The sequence below is a fragment of the Microbulbifer maximicatervae (SeqCode) genome, from assembly GCF_052467815.1.
Genome location: NZ_CP174326.1, coordinates 881,107 through 895,000 on the forward strand (window position 1 = coordinate 881,107; position 13,894 = coordinate 895,000).

At 50.6% G+C, this 13,894-nt stretch carries 11 protein-coding genes, 5 tRNA genes and 2 rRNA genes (1 of these 18 cut by a window edge); 1 reads left to right on the plus strand and 17 read right to left on the minus strand.

The window, feature by feature from the left end:
* Positions 1-101 precede the first annotated feature (101 nt).
* The 15 genes from nusG to ACJJIW_RS03855 form a co-directional block, all read right to left on the minus strand.
* Positions 102-635, minus strand: a complete 534-nt coding sequence (nusG, locus tag ACJJIW_RS03785) for a transcription termination/antitermination protein NusG (RefSeq protein WP_108731644.1) — start codon at positions 633-635, stop codon at positions 102-104.
* A gap of 10 nt (positions 636-645) precedes the next feature.
* Positions 646-1,014, minus strand: a complete 369-nt coding sequence (secE, locus tag ACJJIW_RS03790; RefSeq protein WP_108731643.1) for a preprotein translocase subunit SecE — start codon at positions 1,012-1,014, stop codon at positions 646-648.
* A gap of 116 nt (positions 1,015-1,130) precedes the next feature.
* A tRNA-Trp gene (locus tag ACJJIW_RS03795) sits at positions 1,131-1,206 on the minus strand.
* 97 nt (positions 1,207-1,303) lie between these two features.
* Positions 1,304-2,497, minus strand: coding sequence for an elongation factor Tu (gene tuf / locus ACJJIW_RS03800; RefSeq protein WP_108731642.1), 1,194 nt, complete (start codon positions 2,495-2,497; stop codon positions 1,304-1,306).
* A gap of 129 nt (positions 2,498-2,626) precedes the next feature.
* Positions 2,627-2,701 (minus strand) — tRNA-Thr (locus tag ACJJIW_RS03805).
* 69 nt (positions 2,702-2,770) lie between these two features.
* Positions 2,771-2,844 (minus strand) — tRNA-Gly (locus ACJJIW_RS03810).
* A 56-nt stretch (positions 2,845-2,900) separates the two neighbouring features.
* A tRNA-Tyr gene (locus ACJJIW_RS03815) sits at positions 2,901-2,984 on the minus strand.
* Between the two features lie 108 nt (positions 2,985-3,092).
* Positions 3,093-3,168, minus strand: a tRNA-Thr gene (locus ACJJIW_RS03820).
* Positions 3,169-3,360: 192 nt separating this feature from the next.
* Complete coding sequence (locus ACJJIW_RS03825; RefSeq protein WP_444936718.1) at positions 3,361-4,050, minus strand: SPOR domain-containing protein; 690 nt, start codon at positions 4,048-4,050, stop codon at positions 3,361-3,363.
* A 14-nt stretch (positions 4,051-4,064) separates the two neighbouring features.
* Positions 4,065-4,802 (minus strand): type III pantothenate kinase, encoded by a 738-nt coding sequence (locus ACJJIW_RS03830; RefSeq protein ID WP_444936719.1) that lies wholly within the window; start codon positions 4,800-4,802, stop codon positions 4,065-4,067.
* Positions 4,799-5,800, minus strand: coding sequence for a bifunctional biotin--[acetyl-CoA-carboxylase] ligase/biotin operon repressor BirA (gene birA / locus ACJJIW_RS03835; RefSeq protein WP_444936720.1), 1,002 nt, complete (start codon positions 5,798-5,800; stop codon positions 4,799-4,801). The genes ACJJIW_RS03830 and birA overlap by 4 nt, the downstream gene beginning before the upstream one ends.
* A 5-nt stretch (positions 5,801-5,805) precedes the next feature.
* On the minus strand, positions 5,806-6,918 hold the full coding sequence (gene alr / locus ACJJIW_RS03840) for an alanine racemase (RefSeq protein ID WP_444936721.1): 1,113 nt from the start codon (positions 6,916-6,918) through the stop codon (positions 5,806-5,808).
* Between the two features lie 27 nt (positions 6,919-6,945).
* Positions 6,946-8,136 (minus strand): ABC transporter permease, encoded by a 1,191-nt coding sequence (locus ACJJIW_RS03845; protein WP_444936722.1) that lies wholly within the window; start codon positions 8,134-8,136, stop codon positions 6,946-6,948.
* Positions 8,133-8,870 (minus strand): ABC transporter ATP-binding protein, encoded by a 738-nt coding sequence (locus tag ACJJIW_RS03850; RefSeq protein ID WP_444936723.1) that lies wholly within the window; start codon positions 8,868-8,870, stop codon positions 8,133-8,135. The genes ACJJIW_RS03845 and ACJJIW_RS03850 overlap by 4 nt, the downstream gene beginning before the upstream one ends.
* Complete coding sequence (locus ACJJIW_RS03855; protein WP_444936724.1) at positions 8,867-10,312, minus strand: alpha/beta fold hydrolase; 1,446 nt, start codon at positions 10,310-10,312, stop codon at positions 8,867-8,869. The genes ACJJIW_RS03850 and ACJJIW_RS03855 overlap by 4 nt, the downstream gene beginning before the upstream one ends.
* Before the next feature lie 154 nt (positions 10,313-10,466).
* Between ACJJIW_RS03855 and ACJJIW_RS03860 the strand changes: the two genes are divergently transcribed.
* Positions 10,467-11,426: a hypothetical protein gene (locus ACJJIW_RS03860; RefSeq protein WP_282934413.1), complete on the plus strand. Its 960-nt coding sequence runs from the start codon at positions 10,467-10,469 to the stop codon at positions 11,424-11,426.
* Positions 11,427-12,206: 780 nt separating this feature from the next.
* Here ACJJIW_RS03860 and rrf read toward each other — a convergent pair.
* Positions 12,207-12,322: ribosomal RNA gene (gene rrf, locus ACJJIW_RS03865) — 5S ribosomal RNA — on the minus strand.
* A gap of 203 nt (positions 12,323-12,525) precedes the next feature.
* Positions 12,526-13,894, minus strand: a 23S ribosomal RNA gene (locus tag ACJJIW_RS03870); it runs 1,513 nt beyond the window's last position.

Sequence of the window (13,894 nt, forward strand, 5' to 3'; positions counted from 1 at the left end):
AGGGCAAGCTCCCCGAACCCCGAAATGAAAACTCATTTTTCGGGGACGCGAAAACCCCCTTCCACCTCGCGGCGAAAGGGGGCAAAAAATTTATACTGGAATCAGGTCTTCTCTACCTGACTGAACTCCAGTTCAACCGGGGTGGAACGTCCGAAGATCAACACAGCCACTCGCAAGCGACTCTTCTCGTAGTTAACCTCTTCAACCACACCGTTGAAATCATTAAACGGACCGTCGATAACTCGAACCATTTCACCGGGCTCAAACAGAGTCTTGGGCTTGGGCTTATCGGCGGAATCGTCGATGCGATTCAGGATAGCCTGCGCTTCGCGGTCAGTGATCGGGGCTGGCTTATCCGCCTTACCGCCGATAAAACCCAGTACTCGGGGAGTTTCTTTCACCAAGTGCCAGGTATCGTCATTCAATTCCATTTCTACCAGGACATAGCCCGGGAAAAACTTGCGCTCACTCTTACGCTTTTGCCCTGCGCGCATCTCAACCACTTCTTCCGTGGGAACCAGGACTTCACCAAACAGGTGGTCCATTTCGTTCAGCTCAATGCGCTCTTTCAGGGAGCTGGCGACACGCTTCTCATAGCCCGAGTAAGCCTGGACCACATACCAATTCTTTGACATGTATCAACCTTTAGCCGATAAATTTGGAAGCCGCCCAACCCAGAGCCGAATCAAGCGCCCACAAGATAAGCGCCATAATCAACACGAAAACAACCACAATCGCTGTGGTCTGGGTTGCTTCTTGGCGGGTCGGCCAAACCACACGCCTGACTTCAGTTTGCGCTTCGCGCAACAGTTGCCACAACGCATTGCCTTTGGCGGTATTTACAGCCACAACCAGAGCTACCAGACAGATGGCAGTTACTGCCAACACTCGGTAAAACAAAGGGAATTCGGCGTAATATGAATTGCCTGCAACAGCACCGCCCACCAGCAGCACTATTAACAACCACTTCAGACCGTCAAGACGAAAGGTTTTCGCTTCTGTTTTAGCATTCATATAAGAAGCCCTTAGCGCACTATAGATAATCTTTTAGCGCTCATAAACACAAAAGCCCCACTGACAAGTAGGGTTTTGCGACACCCCTAAGCTTATCTAAGCGGAGTGATTAAAAATGGCAGGCCAGGAGGGACTCGAACCCCCAACACCCGGTTTTGGAGACCGGTGCTCTACCAATTGAACTACTGGCCTGTACAGTGTGAGCACTTTCGCACTCAAAGATGAGAGAGCTACAGGAACTCTCCCACCTGGTGCACCACATAGAATATTGTGATGCAGAAATCAAAGATTACTCAATGATCTTAGCAACAACGCCCGCACCTACGGTACGACCACCTTCGCGGATAGCGAAGCGCAGACCGTCTTCCATGGCGATCGGAGCGATCAGGGTAACAACCATTTGAATGTTGTCGCCCGGCATTACCATTTCAGTACCTTCCGGCAGCTCTACCGCACCAGTTACGTCGGTAGTACGGAAGTAGAACTGAGGACGGTAGCCTTTGAAGAACGGGGTGTGACGACCACCTTCGTCCTTGGACAGTACATACACTTCCGCTTCGAACTTGGTGTGCGGAGTGATGGAGCCCGGCTTAGCCAGTACCTGACCACGCTCTACTTCGTCACGCTTGGTGCCGCGCAGCAGTGCGCCGATGTTCTCACCAGCACGACCTTCGTCAAGCAGCTTGCGGAACATTTCAACACCAGTACAGGTAGTAGTAGTGGTTTCTTTGATACCAACGATTTCGATCTCGTCGCCAGTGTTGATCACACCGCGCTCTACACGACCAGTTACAACAGTACCACGGCCAGAGATAGAGAATACGTCTTCGATCGGCATCAGGAACGGCTGATCTACAGCGCGCTCTGGCTCAGGGATGTACTCGTCCAGAGTCTCTACCAGCTTCTTAACAGCGGTAGTACCCATTTCGTTGTCGTCTTCGCCGTTCAGGGCCATCAGAGCGGAACCAACGATGATCGGAGTGTCGTCACCTGGGAACTCGTACTGGTCCAGAAGTTCGCGAACTTCCATTTCTACCAGCTCGAGCAGCTCTTCGTCGTCTACCATGTCCGCTTTGTTCAGGAATACAACGATGTAAGGTACACCTACCTGACGGGAAAGCAGGATGTGCTCACGAGTCTGCGGCATGGGGCCGTCAGCTGCGGAACATACCAGAATAGCGCCGTCCATCTGAGCAGCACCGGTGATCATGTTCTTAACGTAGTCGGCGTGTCCCGGGCAATCTACGTGAGCGTAGTGGCGAGTCGGGGACTCGTACTCAACGTGAGAAGTAGCGATGGTGATACCGCGCTCACGCTCTTCCGGTGCATTGTCGATACCGTCGAAAGCAACAGCGTCACCGCCCCAAACTTCCGCACATACGCGGGTCAGAGCAGCAGTCAGGGTGGTTTTACCGTGGTCAACGTGACCGATGGTGCCCACGTTCACGTGGGGCTTGGAACGTTCAAACTTTTCTTTTGCCATTGCAGCCTCCTATATATAGGCGAGCCGATAACGGCACCACCCACGTCCAGAACATGCACATCCGACCCGGAAAATCCGACCCCGGACACAAACAACCGCAAGAGCTTTCACTCTTGCGGTCATATAAAATGGAGCTCATGGGCGGATTTGAACCGCCGACCTCACCCTTACCAAGGGTGTGCTCTACCCCTGAGCTACATGAGCTAAAATCTTGCCGATAACGGCATCTTAAAATGTTGCACCCTGGAGAGCATTCCAACCAACCCCAAAACTTGGAGCGGGCAGCGGGGATCGAACCCGCATCATCAGCTTGGAAGGCTGAGGTTCTACCATTGAACTATGCCCGCTTTCGGGACCTCCATGCGAAACCCTTCGATTTCGCGCAACACCCTAAGGTGTAATATGGTGCAGGGGGGTGGATTCGAACCACCGAAGCTTTCGCGTCAGATTTACAGTCTGATCCCTTTGGCCACTCGGGAACCCCTGCTCAAAGCGGTGTGCATTGTCTACACATCTCACTGCACTGTCAACAATTTTTCTTTAAATTTCACATACTTAGCAGCGAAACCTAATTTTGACAGCAACGGGATGAAAATGGAGCTGGCGAGAGGAGTCGAACCCCCGACCGGCTGATTACAAGTCAGCTGCTCTACCAACTGAGCTACGCCAGCCCTATCCCGTTCATTGCCGAAGTTGTTAAGTCACCCTCGTCAATGGAGGCGGGATTCTATGGGAACTTATCTCGACACGCAACACCCTTTTTGCAGATAAATCATATTTTTTATGTCGCCTATTCCAACTTGTTGAAAAAAACAGCGATTCGAGACGCCACCTGATGATTTTCTGATAAATCTGCTTTTTTGTTAGCCAAGTACTTCAGAACAAAGATTTGGGCGCCGATCCAGATCCGGGTATTCACTTTGCAGTTGTCGCCAAAATTCTTCTGCAAGACTTTCTGTGCTGCCAGGGGGCATAACTATCCACCGCTCCATATAGGTTTGCGGCTCCTCCTTGAACTGCGCGGTAACCCCCCTCTCCTTCAAAACGGCGGTATGGGACTCAGCTCGGGCTCGCTCACTGAAAATCCCAAATGAAATGCCATTTTCCAATGCGCCTTTGGGAATGACATAGCTGTCGATCCCCTGAGACTGTAGTTCACGCAAGCGGTTGTAGGCCTCCCGCCTCGAACTCAGTGGCGGCAGATATACCCAGTAGCGCATCTGCCCCTGCATTTCTATATCACGCAGCTCGGCTTTAACCTGAAGGGAGCGGATTCGCTGCAAGAGATCCTCGCCCTGGTACTCCTCCGCGAAAGGTCCCAACAGTGTACAAAGCTGCTCAACCTCAAAGGACTCCTTACTCAATGCGCCGGTCTTCGCTGGAGCAGGTAGCTCTTCAGGGGATATTTCGCTAACGAGGGCAATTTTCTTTCCCTCCGACTCGTGAGGGATCGGGCTCTTGCCGCTACTTAACTGCGGAGACGGCGCTACCAACATATACCAGGCAAAAAGCACAGCGTTCAGGGCGACTAAAGAAAGGGCTATCCAGCGCATAACAGAGTAAATTTTTATGGATTACTAAGGGCCAACCCATCCATCACCAGATCGGGAACCAGGCGATGTTCGTGCTGGTAAACTGCGGAGAGCAACTGCGCATCCCCGCCGGTTAACCACAATAAAGGGGGGGAACCGGAGTGGACCTGCAATTCTTCCATTGCTCGATCAACCGCACCCAACACCATCAGCAAGAGGCCACGGTTTATCGCCTCATTGGTATTGCGTCCCGCGCCCAATGTTTTTGTCAGGGCCAGTGCCTCACGACTCTTTGCTGCATGGGTATCGACACTGAGAACGCGATTCATCAATCCGAAACCGGGAACGATATATCCCCCAATGTGGCGCCCGCTATTGTCCAGCAAATCTAAGGTGACCGCACTGCCGCAATCCACAATTAATGATGCTCGGGGAGATTGCTGGTAGGCCGCCAACATTGCCAGCCACCGATCCACCCCCAGGGCGGAGTGGTCTTCATACCCACAGATAACGCCGGCACATTGGGGCGCTACTGCCGAGAATTCAGCCTCCAGTGTGAACAGGTCTCGGGCCACCTGACTCAAGAATTCAGCAACAACGGGACCGGCAACATTCACTACCCGAAAACGGTAGGGGGTTAAGTCTGCCCAACCCTCAGGCAAAATCTGCTGGCGCAACTGCCCAGTTTCGATATCACCACGGGCAATTACCTCGCCTTCGACCAGGTAGCGCCACTTACCCCGTGTATTGCCGACATCCAGCTCTAGAATCACACCTGCCCCCGCAACGAGATTTCCCCCCCATGAAATGACTTTTGCCCTTTATCAGTGTCGAGTAACAAGGCTCCTTTTTCATCGACACCGGCCGCAACACCTTCCCAGCTCAAATTACCTGACCGCAATTGAACCGGCTGCCCGGCAAACTGGTCTAGGGTTGACCACGATTCCCGGTAAGCGGCGAAGCCCCCTTCCGGGTAAGTTTCCAACATCGGTAACAGCTCGCTGAGAATCGCCGCAGTTAATTCACTGCGGCCAATACCCGGACGGACTTGCTGGAGATCTGCCCATGGTTGATCAATCTCCTCAGCTGTCTTTGCATTGAGACCATTATTCAACCCGATACCGATAACCACGGAACAGCGGTCGGTTAAATCCCCTTTTAGCTCAAGTAATACACCGGCCAATTTACGGCCCTGGCACCACACATCATTTGGCCACTTCAGGCGCACACCCGGTACAGAAAAGCGCTCGAGCGCTTTTGCCACAGCAACACCGACGGCGAGACTCAACCCCTCCAGGCTTTGTACACCGCCATTAAACTCCCAGCCCACTGAGAGGCTGATACTTGTGGCATATGGGCTGACCCAATTGCGACCACGGCGACCCCGACCGGCACTTTGCCGCTCGGCGAGAATCGCTACAGCATGCCCCTTACCTTCTTCAAAACGCTCCAATATCAGCGAGTTCGTTGAACTCAACTCATCAAAAACCCGCAACTCGCGCAGTAGCGCTCGGACTGAACCATCCAGCTGAGCGGTAACAGTCTGCGCAGATAGCAAGTCGAGACCTCCCGGCAAGCGATAACCTCGCCCCTTAGCAGACTCAAGCGTCAGACCGTAGCTCTCAAGCTTTTGTAGTTGTTTCCAAACAGCGGCTCGGCTGACACCAAGCGCATTCCCGAGGGATTCTCCCGAGTGTATTTCCCCATCCGCCAGCAGCTCCAGCACCGGGCGAAGCTGTTCTAATGGTGTTTTTGCGGCGACGTCCTGCAATTTGTTCAACCTTTTACATAATGGCGGCCATAGCGATGCCCGAGGCTCGTCAGGACTTCATAACCGATAGTCCCGGCATACCCAGCGACCTCATCCACCGTAAGCTGGTCATTGAGAATCTCGATTGACTGAAGGGAGCCCCGCTCCTCTTCACTGAGCCCCGAAATATCGAAAGTGGTAGAGTCCATTGATATACGCCCGACAATTGGTAGAGGGCGGCCGTGCCCCCATCCGCGCCCCCGCCCCCCTTGGGCTCGTATAATGCCATCGGCATATCCACCCCGAGCTACCGCAAGCCAACTATCTCCGGGAACTTCCTGGGTCGCACCATACCCCACAGATCGGGACTGACTGACATAGCGCTTTTGGACAATTGGCAAGCCCAAAGTCACCGTTGGACGCATCGGGTTTTCAGCCTCAGGGACAGGGTTAAGGCCATATAGTGCGGAGCCCGGTCGGGCAATATCAAAGTGATAATCCTCACCCAAAAAGATGCCGGATGAGTTCGCAAGGCTGAGCTGTATATCCGGGCACAGTTCCCGCATGCGATCGCCCGCGGTCTTAAACTCGTTCAACTGAAGCTTATTATGCGGATGCTGGGGCTGATCTGCACAGGCAAGGTGACTGAAGAACATCCGAACATCGGCGGACTCCAAGAGAGGGCGGTCCTTGAGCAGCAATTCGAACTCATCCGGGGTCAATCCCAGCCGAGTCATGCCGGTATCAATTTTTACGGCGCAAGGGGCCTCCAACTGAGCTTTCTCGCAGATTTCAACCCAGCTCTTCAATTGATCCAGAGTAAACAATGTGGGGATCAAACCCGCGCGAGCGCACTCTAGTTCAGCGCCGGGCCTGACACCGGTAAAAATGACTATATTCACATCGTTGCCGAGGTCACTGCGCAAGCGCTCCCCCTCGACTTGGGTGGCCACAAAGAAATCGCGGCATCCCTGAGCGTATAGCGCTGGTGCAACATGAGCCATTCCCAAGCCGTAAGCATCCGCTTTAACCACAGCACCGCACCGGGTGCCGGCTTTCAAGCGATTAGCCAGATCCTGATAGTTATCTGCTATAGACCTCAGGTTGATACTTAATAACCCTTCACGAAAGTCACTCATACCGGTACAACTCTCTAAATCAGTAAGCTAGGTAGCTCCGAGCAGACTCTCTCGCTGCAGCGCTCGGGCACCGCCTAATATACACCCAACAACCAATAAAAGGCTGACTAGTGAGCCAGCAATCATCAGTGATATGGAGACCGTATCCCCAACCAGTAGAGCCTTAAACCACTGCTGTTGCGCGACCAGCGGGACCAACTGCCAGGCAGGCTCCTCTAGCTCTATGGATGACATATCCAATATTAACAACATAGTGACAGGTAAAATCTGCAATATACTCAATTGAGTTTGGGCATCTTTGAATGACTGGGAACGCAACGCTAACAATATTTGCAGTACGGCAACCAATAGAGCCAGTGGGAGCAGGGCTAGCGCCATAGCAACCGTGCCACTCAGCGTAGTTGCATGTTGTATCCCCATTTCAGCCAAGGGCAAAAATGGAAAAACAGCCATTAGCGAAACTAACGCAAGAATTGAAGATAACCAACTGATACTGGCTACAGCGAGCACCTTGGCCAGGACCACCTGCCAGGCCGCCAGAGGTTGCTGCAATAATACTTCAAAACTCATTCTCTCCCTCTCACCGGCAGAGGCATCAATGGACGAGGACAAGCAACCTATAAACAGCGTCATTATCAAGAGTGTCGGTATTGAACCAACAATCCAGGCACTGCGGGTAGACGGGGTACTGACATCCCTGACCTGGACTTGCCAGGGTGCCATTGTTTTTAGTGGGACTCCCCTAGCGACCATTCTTTGTTGAACAATGAGCTGTTGTAGCTCACCCAGCTTTTGTTGAACATGACTCGCGCCTTGCCCGCTGAAACGATCGGAGCTATCAACATACAAATAAATCTTGGGGCTGCGGAAATTGCGATAATCGGTAGAAAAACCTTCGTCAATTTTCACAACTGCATCGTAACCTTCATCAAGTAAAGCTATCGGGCTCCCTTCTGACAGGCTATCCAGTTCCACCCGCCCTTTGCTCAGCTGCTGCTCCAATACTGGTAAATCCTGACCGCCTAACAACGCTAGCTGAAAAGTCCTCTCCCCTTGGGACTTAAACATAAACAGAGTCATCGATGCGATCATTCCGGGAAATGAAATGGCAAACAGCACAGACAAATACAGTGCTCGCCGGTCACGCCAAACCTCTAATGACTCCTTCTTCAGAAGAGCAGACATGGCGGGAGTAAATAATAGGTTTAAAAATTTCATGCCATCACCTCCCCTTTAACCCCGTAAGCCAGAGTGACGAAACTATCTTCCAGGTTTTTACAGCCTGTGCGTTCTACAAGCTCATCTGGGGTACCACTATCGACAATAGCACCGTTAGCCATCACCAATACTCTATCTGACAACTCAGTGACTTCAGCCATAATATGACTGGAAAATAAAATGGCTACGCCCTCAGAGCGTAACCGCAGAAGTGTTTTCCGCAGCAGTCTCGCTGCAAGGACATCTAGCCCACGAGTCGGTTCATCGAGTATCAAATGCGTAGGCCGGTGGACTAGCGCCCGCGCCAGCGACACTTTCATTCTCTCCCCCTGGGAAAAGCCTTTTGTCCGACGTTGCCACAAATCTTCTAATTCCAGCTCTTCTCGAACAGAATTCAATGCGCGCTTAAGCTCTGTCCCAAATAATCCTTGCGCACTGGCAAAAAATGATAAGTACTCCGCTACAGTAAGTCGTTCATACAAGCCTTCACGATCGCCGACAACGCCCAATTTCCGCCTTATTTCTAATGGCTTTTCGGCCACATTAAGCCCACTAACAAATACTGTACCTTCATCCGGTTTTACCAACCCCGTTATAATTCTCAGGCAAGTAGTTTTACCGGCTCCATTAGCTCCCAGCAAAGCGGTTATTTGGCCATCAGGTATATTGAAGTGCAGGTCTTTGAGTACTTTCTTTCCAGAGAATTGCTTGTGAATAGATTTAACAGCAATCATTTGTTATCCCCTTGGCTCGATAGCAACTCACTGGATACCGCTTTATCAATTTCAGGTCCAAAAGCACCCGCCATAAAAGGTGGTCTCTGAATATCCGCAATACAATCACTATCTAAAGAAGCAAGTGGAGATTTTAGAAAATCATCTATTAGCTTTGGTATACAACCTCGCATACTATTGATATGCCCACCACCTGGAACCACTACCTGTTTTAATTCTGAAAGATACCCCAAGCTTTGTTCTGCATAATAATGTGGGGTAATAGGATCAGCCTCCCCGGAAATAATTAACACAGGATGATTTCTTTCTTCCGGGACTTCGTAAGTGATAGGAGATACGGGCCACACCTTGCAACCCTCAGCAAAAATCTCAAAAAAAGCATCACCTAAAAAGCTATCGCGAATATCTGCAGCCAGCTCTTCCTCTGTAGTGCGATTTAATTCTTCAGCGCAAGCAACTGATAAGGTGAGCCCCAAAGACATACTTCCATCATCAGATAAAAGTCCAACCAACCCCGATAGCGGTAAATAATTACCCTCCTCAGCCTGGCTAATAGCATATGGTAACTGCGCTGCCGTTTCAGGTGCGTAGAGCGCGGTCCTTATCAGGTTTTGTATGAAGCTACGAGGAACTCTTGTTTCCATTGTGCGACCAGAGTGAGGGTCCGGGAAATTCGCTGCCCTTCCATCCCAGTCCCTAAGCAAGCTATCCAGGTCAGATCTCCAATCGCCAAATTCGGAGCACACCGGATCCTGACTGCAGTCTTTCTCCAGTTTTAGCAGCGCCTTTTCAGCAGCTTGCGCAGTAAGAAAAACTTTTGAATCAATCGGGGCTACAGCATCCAGGATCAGGACACTTAAACTTTCGGGATACCATTGCTGGTAAAGAAGCGCGGTGCGAGTTCCCCAAGAACCTCCCCACAAAGCAATTTTTTTATGCCTCAACTGGAGGCGCACTTCCTCCAGATCATCAACCGCTTGACGGCTATGCAGGGCTTTCGCAAAGGAAGAGTTTTCAAGGTAGCAAGTTGAGAATTGATCGGTGACCGCCTCCAGATCCATATGGACTTCTCCGTCGATCCCACAGTCAAGTGCTGCCGAGTAACCCGAACCGCGTCTATCGACAAGAACGATCGCCCTACTCTGATTAACTTTATATAAGGCATTTAGAATCGGGGTCAGATAACTGGCTGCCTGGCCGGGGCCGCCGGCCAGTAAATAAAGTGGCTCCAGCCCAATGTCATTAACTGCTGGGGCTATCATTACCGCTAGGTCTACTGCAGCTTCTCCTTCACCAACCGGTATCTTTGTACAGCGCAGAGCATGGCTCCAGCCATCCAGGTAGCAGGACTCGAAGTTATTCTCTTTTCTCTCTTCTGCAACTGCTGGAGATAGCCCTATAAACAAGCTGATCGCGAAGATCGACCTCTGTATCCAAACCACTGCCAACCCCCTATCCACCGAATTTATCTCAACCAGTGTATCGAACTGCTCCTAAGGTGTCGTCATCCAACAAAGGTCAGATATTTGCATTTGCATTAGCGCCCACCCCTGCACAGTGGTATGGTTTCTTATTTACTTGCCCATGATTGCACACATGAGCTTTTCAGACCGAGAAAAACACCTAATCCGAGCCGCCTTTGCCTGGGGCCAAATCACACAACAGGAAGGCTATACACTTTCTGATCTTGAAATTGAAAAATCGGTTCTCTTCCGACGATTGCTTGGTGGCCGGCCGCCATTGGCATTTCCGCCACCATTGCGTCACGGATTTCCCTGGTATGACGTTATTGAAGGGCGTAGCGAACACTTAGTGAGCGCATCCGAAGCCTCACCTGAATGCAGCATCATTGCACCGGGCTGTAAGCTCGGGGATACCTGCATCCTTATTGACGGCGCCTTTTGGCGCGTAGTCGAAACTGTTCGCGAGCACGAAGAATATATCGTTGAATGGGGCCAATACCCAATGCAATGGCGCTTGAAAAAGCATTGGGAAGTAAACTATGAAATGACACAACAGCTTCATAGTTTTCGTAAAGATAACCCCAATGCCGAAGTGAGCTTTGACAACTATTTAAGCCAAAGGGAGTACCGGGAATTTCGCATAGACAATGATCAGACGGTATGGCTCTGTGAATGGCAATTAAGCCGCACTAGCCTCTCTGGTTGGGTTTGGGTTGGGACAATACTACCTGTTCCCGATTATCAGCTCGTTCCAGTATTCGACGATGATCACGGCCCGGTTATTCTCGGCGAGGATGGTAATTCCAATGGGCAGGCCTGGCTGCGTATTGAAGATGCCAAAGATGAATACCGCTTCGTTAAACTATTGGGAACCTACGACTACCAATCGCTAATTACTGCGAGCACCACTGAGCTGAAGACCTTTTTACAAGATCTACAGCAAGAAGAGTCAGCAGACATTGAAGTATTGGATTGGCACCAGAACAATGCCGCACGACGCTTTGCTCTCCCTGCCGAGCTGGTTCCACTGGAAGACCTCAGTTTGAATGATATGAACTTTGATCTCGTTCCAGATAACGCATTTGCCTACTAGCCCACCCAAGCCCCACCTAGTGGGGCTTTTTTTATCCCCAAATTTTTCTTCCCTCGCATACTGGCGTACCAATCAGCCGCAGTAATCCACAGATTTATCGCTCATAACACTGTTAATAACTGATGTCCGTTTTATGGCGTCTTTGTTACCAACAGAAACCATGGATAGAGCTGTGTATAACTCCGGGATATCCCCTGCCAGCCCCGTGGTTGCTTGGCTCTATTGAAGGCGGGTAAAAAAGCAGCACTTTTTGCGCGGATTTCCACAGCCAGGTGTTACTAACAGAAAGTCTGGATAGAGTTGTGCATAACTTTAATAAACGGGCTACAGGCCCCGTGGTTACAGGGGATTACTGCAGAGACTAAAAAATCACCGATGTTTTTACCGGCTAAATTTAATTTTTGGCGGGAGTGGTATGGGTACTTTTCTGGTTTTTACGCGAGTTATTTTTGTTGGATTATTTTTTGAGTGAACGCAAAGGCGTTTGCTACGGAGGTCGGTAAAGACCTATTTTTATAGGCTTTTTAGGAGAGCGTCTGTTTAAGCTGCTCAGGTAGTTTTAGGTTTTTCTTTTTTTTAATTACTGACTGATTTTTTAAATAGAAAGTTGAGCATTAAAGTTTTTCAGAATTACTTTTATTTTTTCTATTTAATTTTTGCCAAGTACTTTCTGCTCTCTCTCTTTCTTCCCTTTCTTAGTTTTTTTATTTTTGTTTTTTAAAATATTTTTCAGCCATAAAAAAAGGGCCACCCTGTTGGGTGGCCCTTTTCGGATTAGAAGCCTGACGATGACCTACTCTCACATGGGGAAGCCCCACACTACCATCGGCGATGTTGCGTTTCACTTCTGAGTTCGGCAAGGGATCAGGTGGTTCCACAACTCTATGGTCGTCAGGCAAACTGGCTTGGGTTGGCGTTGGTCTTATAAGCAATGTGCTTGGCCTGCCGTGTTATCGCTGTTTGCCTCGGTCATGATGGTGACCGGCGATAACCCCAAATAAGTCGGTAAAACAATCTGTAGTAATACACCGCAAGCGATCGTATGTCTCTAACTCACAATCCGCTAGCTTGGCTAGTCGTTAGTAACCATCTCTGTTGTATGGTCAAGCCGCACGGGCAATTAGTACTGGTTAGCTCAACGCCTCACAACGCTTCCACACCCAGCCTATCAACGTGGTAGTCTTCCACGGCCCTTCAGGAGGCTCAAGGCCTCAGGGAGATCTTATCTTGAAGGAGGCTTCCCGCTTAGATGCTTTCAGCGGTTATCCCGTCCGAACATAGCTACCCGGCAATGCCACTGGCGTGACAACCGGAACACCAGAGGTTCGTTCACTCCGGTCCTCTCGTACTAGGAGCAACTCTTCTCAAATCTCCAACGCCCACGGCAGATAGGGACCGAACTGTCTCACGACGTTCTAAACCCAGCTCGCGTACCACTTTAAATGGCGAACAGCCATACCCTTGGGACCGGCTTCAGCCCCAGGATGTGATGAGCCGACATCGAGGTGCCAAACACCGCCGTCGATGTGAACTCTTGGGCGGTATCAGCCTGTTATCCCCGGAGTACCTTTTATCCGTTGAGCGATGGCCCTTCCATACAGAACCACCGGATCACTATGACCTACTTTCGTACCTGCTCGACATGTCTGTCTCGCAGTCAAGCGCACTTATACCATTATGCTCATTGCATGATTTCCGACCATGCTGAGTGCACCTTCGTACTCCTCCGTTACTCTTTGGGAGGAGACCGCCCCAGTCAAACTACCCACCATACACTGTCCTCGATCCGGATAACGGACCAGAGTTAGAACCTCAAACATACCAGGGTGGTATTTCAAGGACGGCTCCACAACAACTAGCGTCATTGCTTCAAAGCCTCCCACCTATCCTACACAAATAGGCTCAAAGTTCAGTGCAAAGCTGTAGTAAAGGTTCACGGGGTCTTTCCGTCTAGCCGCGGGTACACTGCATCTTAACAGCGATTTCAATTTCACTGAGTCTCTGGTGGAGACAGCGTGGCCATCGTTACGCCATTCGTGCAGGTCGGAACTTACCCGACAAGGAATTTCGCTACCTTAGGACCGTTATAGTTACGGCCGCCGTTTACCGGGGCTTCGATCAAGAGCTTCGCCGAAGCTAACCCCATCAATTAACCTTCCGGCACCGGGCAGGCGTCACACCCTATACGTCCTCTTACGAGTTTGCAGAGTGCTATGTTTTTAATAAACAGTCGCAGCCACCTGGTCACTTCGACCGGCCTCAGCTTAGGGAGCAAGTCCCATCACCAAAACCGGCGTACCTTCTCCCGAAGTTACGGTACCATTTTGCCTAGTTCCTTCACCAGAGTTCTCTCAAGCGCCTTGGTATTCTCTACCTGACCACCTGTGTCGGTTTAGAGTACGATTCACTATTACCTGAAGCTTAGAAGTTTTTCCTGGAAGCAGGGCATCAACCACTTCACCCACTAA

Excerpts from the sequence above, each read along its gene's own strand:
- tuf (WP_108731642.1), bottom strand. The coding sequence starts at position 2,497 with ATGGCAAAAGAAAAGTTTGAACGTTCCAAGCCCCACGTGAACGTGGGC.
- alr (WP_444936721.1), bottom strand. The coding sequence starts at position 6,918 with ATGAGTGACTTTCGTGAAGGGTTATTAAGTATCAACCTGAGGTCTATA.
- ACJJIW_RS03825 (WP_444936718.1), bottom strand. The coding sequence starts at position 4,050 with ATGCGCTGGATAGCCCTTTCTTTAGTCGCCCTGAACGCTGTGCTTTTT.
- ACJJIW_RS03860 (WP_282934413.1), top strand. The coding sequence starts at position 10,467 with ATGAGCTTTTCAGACCGAGAAAAACACCTAATCCGAGCCGCCTTTGCC.
- ACJJIW_RS03845 (WP_444936722.1), bottom strand. The coding sequence starts at position 8,136 with ATGAAATTTTTAAACCTATTATTTACTCCCGCCATGTCTGCTCTTCTG.
- ACJJIW_RS03850 (WP_444936723.1), bottom strand. The coding sequence starts at position 8,870 with ATGATTGCTGTTAAATCTATTCACAAGCAATTCTCTGGAAAGAAAGTA.
- nusG (WP_108731644.1), bottom strand. The coding sequence starts at position 635 with ATGTCAAAGAATTGGTATGTGGTCCAGGCTTACTCGGGCTATGAGAAG.
- secE (WP_108731643.1), bottom strand. The coding sequence starts at position 1,014 with ATGAATGCTAAAACAGAAGCGAAAACCTTTCGTCTTGACGGTCTGAAG.